The sequence below is a fragment of the Lactobacillus gigeriorum DSM 23908 = CRBIP 24.85 genome (assembly GCF_000296855.1).
GTDB lineage: Bacteria > Bacillota > Bacilli > Lactobacillales > Lactobacillaceae > Lactobacillus > Lactobacillus gigeriorum.
The window spans coordinates 1-5,354 of sequence record NZ_CAKC01000088.1; the positions used below are offsets into that span (position 1 = coordinate 1).

At 36.1% G+C, this 5,354-nt stretch carries 4 protein-coding genes and 1 pseudogene; 2 read left to right on the plus strand and 3 right to left on the minus strand.

The window, feature by feature from the left end; all coding sequences use genetic code 11:
* From BN52_RS08190 to BN52_RS09660, 3 genes and pseudogenes are all read right to left on the minus strand, one after another.
* Window positions 1–1,082: YSIRK-type signal peptide-containing protein (locus tag BN52_RS08190; protein ID WP_040473515.1), on the minus strand; the 1,082-nt coding region annotated here is incomplete at its 3' end.
* A 281-nt stretch (window positions 1,083–1,363) separates the two neighbouring features.
* Window positions 1,364–2,273 (minus strand): annotated as a pseudogene (locus BN52_RS08195) (IS30 family transposase).
* 239 nt (window positions 2,274–2,512) lie between these two features.
* Window positions 2,513–2,674 (minus strand): NUDIX hydrolase, encoded by a 162-nt coding sequence (locus BN52_RS09660; protein WP_008474027.1) that lies wholly within the window; start codon window positions 2,672–2,674, stop codon window positions 2,513–2,515.
* A gap of 248 nt (window positions 2,675–2,922) precedes the next feature.
* On the opposite strand from BN52_RS09660, the gene BN52_RS08205 reads away from it, so the two are divergent.
* Both BN52_RS08205 and BN52_RS08210 read left to right on the plus strand, forming a co-directional pair.
* Entirely contained in the window at window positions 2,923–4,242 is a 1,320-nt protein-coding gene (locus BN52_RS08205) for a BspA family leucine-rich repeat surface protein (RefSeq protein WP_008474028.1), read from the plus strand.
* A gap of 84 nt (window positions 4,243–4,326) precedes the next feature.
* Complete coding sequence (locus BN52_RS08210) at window positions 4,327–5,235, plus strand: mucin-binding protein (RefSeq protein WP_008474030.1); 909 nt, start codon at window positions 4,327–4,329, stop codon at window positions 5,233–5,235.
* The last annotated feature ends 119 nt before the right edge of the window (window positions 5,236–5,354 follow it).

Consider the following 5,354-nt stretch of genomic DNA (forward strand, 5'->3'; position numbering starts at 1 on the left):
TTCTGCTTATCTTCACTGGCTTTGCTATTTGCTGCTTTAACTGTATCGGCTGTGTCTACAGCGCTTTGTAAGGCGCCCTTATTAACTACTGCTGTAGGATTTTTAGCAGCCTCTCCTAATTCTTTGATTTTTTCTAATGAACCATAGTCATCTAACTGCTTCATTGCATCTGCTAATGCACTGGGATTAGCAAAATTATCAGCATTAACATTTTTTTCGGCTTCAGTTACCTTATTAAGTGCGTTCTGAATGTCCTGATTATCAGGATATTGATCAGCTAGAGCCTGTAGATCATTTATTGGTTTATCAAACTTACCTTGTCCTTTTTGGATGATAGCCTTAATTAAATTACCAACATAAAAATCAACATAGTAATTAGTTAAAGTTTTAGGATCTCCACGACCTTGAACTTGCTGTTTTGTCCAGTCTTGTCCATATGAACTTGCCGGTTCTCCTAAAGCACCAGCAGCTGGAATTAGATTATTGTAGTAATCAAGTAATTTTTGGGCACGCTCTGCATCTATTTCTGGATATGTCTTAAGTAGTTGATCAACATCTAACACACCATCAGTAGAAGTATCAGAAGAAGTTGTAGTAGCAAGAACTGCTGCACGAGTTCTTCTTACCTTAACAGCCCCCACACCGTTTGTATCAGAGGTTGTACCCTCCCTATTTGCATTTTGGGTATCAGTACCCGTACTATCTGCTTGGGGCCTACCAGTTTCAGCTTCACTACCACTAGTAGTATCAGAAGTTTGAGTTTGCGTAGCTTGCTTGCCTTGATCAGCTTCAGTAGTTTCTTCACCGCCTAAGTTGTCACTATCTTTTTGTGCAGAAGCATCTTGTCCAGATTGTTCTTTTTCATCTGTCTGCTTATTCTTTGGATCTTCAACTACAGCACTTGTTTGACTGCCATCAGCAGTTGTATCAGCCTTAACAACTTGGCCATTAAGAGCAAAACTACCAAAAATAGTTACCCCTAACAATACTGAAGCAATTTTTCCGCTTGATAATTTTCTAAAACCAAAGCGTTGTTTTTCCTTATTAACTAAATCCAGTTTATCGTTTCTAAAATATTTCAAGTCATTCACCTCAAAAAATTGTCATAATAAAATTATTCTACTACATCTAAATCCTTCTTGAATAGGAAAATGCATTGATTTTGCCAAATATTAATTTTCTCATCATAATTTGACATCAGTTATTTAAAAAATATATACAGTTTTTACTAATTCACAGCGATAGTTAAAATTGCAACTATTTCTTGATTTAGTAACACTATTTATAAGATTTTACTTCATTATAAGACGTCCTATTTTAACTTAATAGATATTATCGTAAATTGCAATAATAAATTGAACACTTACGCTGCTTGATAGATACGATCTTTTTCCTTTTCGAATATTTCATCTGGCGTATGGTATACCATCTTGGCAATGAGTTGCACCATGTCTCAATATCCATGATTTCCTGCAGGCTATAGTCTGTTATGCTTTCTCCCTTGGGAATAAATCTACGAATAAGCCTATTATGCCTTTCTACTGTACCTTTATCACACGAAGTATATGGATGTGCATAATAAACTAGTGTCTTGGATATATCCTCTAACTTTGATATATCCGCAAATTCAGAGCCGTTGTCCGTAGTAATCGTCTTGAAGATATCGTTCCAATGCTCGCTGTATTGTGCTTTAAGCTGACAAAAGGCCTGCATGATCAAGAATTCTCGACTCATACGTTCAGATAGAGTCAATAATGCCTCTTCGCCTTTAGCCTTGTGTCCTAGTACAAGATCGCATTCCCAATGGCCAAACTCTTCTCGGCGCTTGAGCTTTTCTGGCAAGTCGAAATTCTTGATATCCAGTAGCCCTTGGTCGACGTATCTGTACAGAGTTCTGGTGCAAACGACGTCACGGCTGGAAAATTCGCCGACTGCTAGAGCGCGATTACTGCAGGCGTCAAGCGACCAGCCGTCTTCAAAGAAGCGGCGATTGACGTACTGAATGAATCTAGATTTTTTGAGAAAATCCAATTTGCGTCCGCAGCTAAGGCGATGCAAGCGATAGACTTTCTGCCCGCGATCGGCTTTATAGCCCTGTGCTTGCTGCTGTAGAGCACAACGGTGCCACGCTTGACCTCATAGCTGACAGTAGCAGGCGAGCAGCCAATCTCGCGTGCAATAGTGCGTTAGGAATAGCCGTCCTTGAGTCCGATTTGATCTTGATAAGATAAGTACTTTCCTTTGATGTGTATGGTAGAATTTAAGCAGTCCATTTGTGAGCTCCAATAGATGTTTTTTGGTTATTAACATTCTATCAAACAGGTCCCAATGGGCTTTTATTTTTGCCAAGTGTTCAATTTGATTTTACAATCAACGGTTTTATTTGCATTCTCTAACTCAACATCATAGAGAGCAAAAAAATGATGAACAAACTGGTTTTCACCAGTACGTACAAATGTATCAAATATTGAATTATCATATATCTTCTTTACTCTGTAGCTAGTTTCTTCCTTCATCTCTCGACAAAGCGTATCAAATAAGCTTTCGTCTTTTTTTGGCAACCACCAGGCAAATCATATCTGCCGTTATATGGTCCACCATATTTTCGCACACATAACAATTTGCCCTCTTCAATACATACACCATAGACACCAAAATGTTCTGAAATTTCCATCTTTTTCCTCATCTCTGTATGACCTGACAAAAATATCTATTTATTAGAATCACAATTATATAATATTCAATTTTGTTTCTAAACTCACTAAAGCTTATAAATATCTGATTATATTTAAAAAACTTAATTGGGTATTTTCACCGTCAACATGCTACAACGCGAGTGCTTTTAGTATATTTTATCATACACTAATAGTATAATTTTATTATAAAATGAAACCGCTTTTATATAGAGAGGATGAAAACATCATGACTACTAAAAGAACTTTTTTCTCCCTACGTAAATTAACTATTGGATTGGTGCCCGTTACTTTTGCTGTTTTAGCAACTATTCATACCGAACATGTTCGAGCCGATCCTCAAGATGAACCAGTAGTTGCCAACGTAATCAAAGAAGAATCTCCACCTACTGAGACTCCATCTAATGGCGAAACTACAAACGAAACAAATATTGAGAGTAATACTAAAACAACTGAAGGTGCTAAAAATACTACTTCTGTAGAAAATACTTTAGTTTCAACTTCTACAACTGATACTTCGACAGAATCTTCTGAGGAAGCAGACACGACCTCAAATTTAGCAACTACCCCAAATTTTCCAAAAGTGGAGATCAAATCAGAATCTAGCGAAGTTACAACCAAAGAAGATGTAATTGACTGGAATAAGGTCATCTATGAAGTCGGTGATGATCTGAACGTTGCCATTACTGACTACACTTACGAAGAAGCTGATCTTGAAAAAGAATGGACTGTACTTCTTCCAAATACTTATGATTTTATTCAAAAAGGGATTATTGATGAAGGTCATATTGCAACGATTTCATCAGATGCAATGAGAAAGATCGTTTTTGATCGCAGTACTTATATCACAGGTACAAACAAAATTGCAGATAAAATAACTATTAAAGTAAGCGAAAATGGAGATAACAAACTCAAAATCAGTGATCGAGGTTTATATTTTAGAAATGAACGGTATGAATTTATTAAAAACTTAACACAACTTGATCTTTCTAATTTAGATACAGAAGAAATAACAGACATCCGATCTATGTTTGAAGAAAGTAATCTTGAAAAGTTAGATCTAAGTGGCTGGAATACTTCTAATGCCATAAGCTCTTTTAGAGCATTCGCGTATTCAGAAAAACTGAGTCATTTGGATATAAGCAATTGGTCAGATGAGGGGCCAGGCGATATTTCATATATGCTTCGTGGCTTAACAAATTTAAGATACCTTAATATCTCCAACTGGAATTGGATTAGAGTTTTTTTTGAAATTGAAGATAGAAACGTTTTGCAAACAAGCCCTAACCTAGAGGTATTAATGGCTAAAAACTTTAAAAACCTTACTTGGCCAGCATATTACAATTTAGGGTACAACACAAGTTGGATTGATTTAAGAACAAGAAAAATTCCCGAATGGATTCTTGACCCCAAGAATGCTCCTGCAATTGAGGAAGTGGATGAACACGAAAAATATTATTATGACATAATGAGGAACTACTTCGCATTCCAGTCAAATCATCCATTAATCATCATTGCACCAGATGAATTTGGCGATCGTTCGGCTTAGAGTGACGATTCAAATCCAGAGCTCAAGCGTCCGACTGAAATCAATCTGAATGTTAATTTTGTTGCTGAAGGCACTTCTGAAGCTATGAAAGCAGATCTTGAAAACTTCATGTTCCCTTCCATTGATGACTTAAATAACACGATTGATCAAAAAATTAGAACAGCGGTTGGCGAAAAGGTTGATCTAACCAAGTATGATCTTACTTATGAAATTCCTGTAACTGATGCGGAAATCGAAAAAGATCCAGCAACTCTTATTAGGAAATTAACTGGTACTTATCAAGTTAAACTTACTCATAAATTTACCCAAAACACTGAATCAAAGACGGTGAAACGGGCAATCACTGTAATAACACCTAATGAGGGTACAAGGGAAATCATTCAAAAAGCAACTTTCACCAGAAACGTTTCAACAGATTTAGTTACTAAACAATCAATCTACACAGATTTTATTTCTCAAGATGGCAATATTTTGACGACTTTAGAAGCATACATCCCTGTAGTCATCCCTGGCTATACACCAAGTATCCCGAAAGTTGATGCCCTAGAAGTTAATGCGGATTCAACGCCAGAAGACATTACGATCACGTATAAAAAAGTCGAAACTAATACCTCTATTGATGAAAACAAGCTTACGCCAACTCATATCGAGGGAACTTCAACTACTAAACCTATTTCAGATACTCCGCCAACTGAAACAACCGAAACTATTGAAGTAAAACTAACTATTTCAGATGACAATAATCAACTAGAAACTGAAACCAAAACATCAAAAGAGAAATTGGTTGTTGAGCAAAATAAACAGTCAAAAGCTAAAGTTAACAAGATTAATCGACTGGTAAACAAAGTTAATGAGAAACAATCTAAGCCCACAGAAAACAAAGCCACTCTCCCTCAAACTGGAGAAAAACAAACCGCTTTATTTGTCGGGATTTCCGTATTGTTAACTTCGTTAGGTCTATTTACAGCTTCCAAGAAAAAAGCTAAAGAATAAAATCATAAAAAACAAAAAACCAATTAGCACACTTTGAATCAATGTCATTAAGTTAAGCACTTGACGAATTATTCAACTCAAGAATCGAATCATTTTGATTCGGTTCTTTTTCAATTTAA

Bases quoted from the DNA above. Each gene is read 5' to 3' on its own strand.
- BN52_RS08205 (WP_008474028.1), top strand. From the start codon at position 2,923: ATGACTACTAAAAGAACTTTTTTCTCCCTACGTAAATTAACTATTGGA.
- BN52_RS09660 (WP_008474027.1), bottom strand. From the start codon at position 2,674: ATGGAAATTTCAGAACATTTTGGTGTCTATGGTGTATGTATTGAAGAG.
- BN52_RS08210 (WP_008474030.1), top strand. From the start codon at position 4,327: ATGAAAGCAGATCTTGAAAACTTCATGTTCCCTTCCATTGATGACTTA.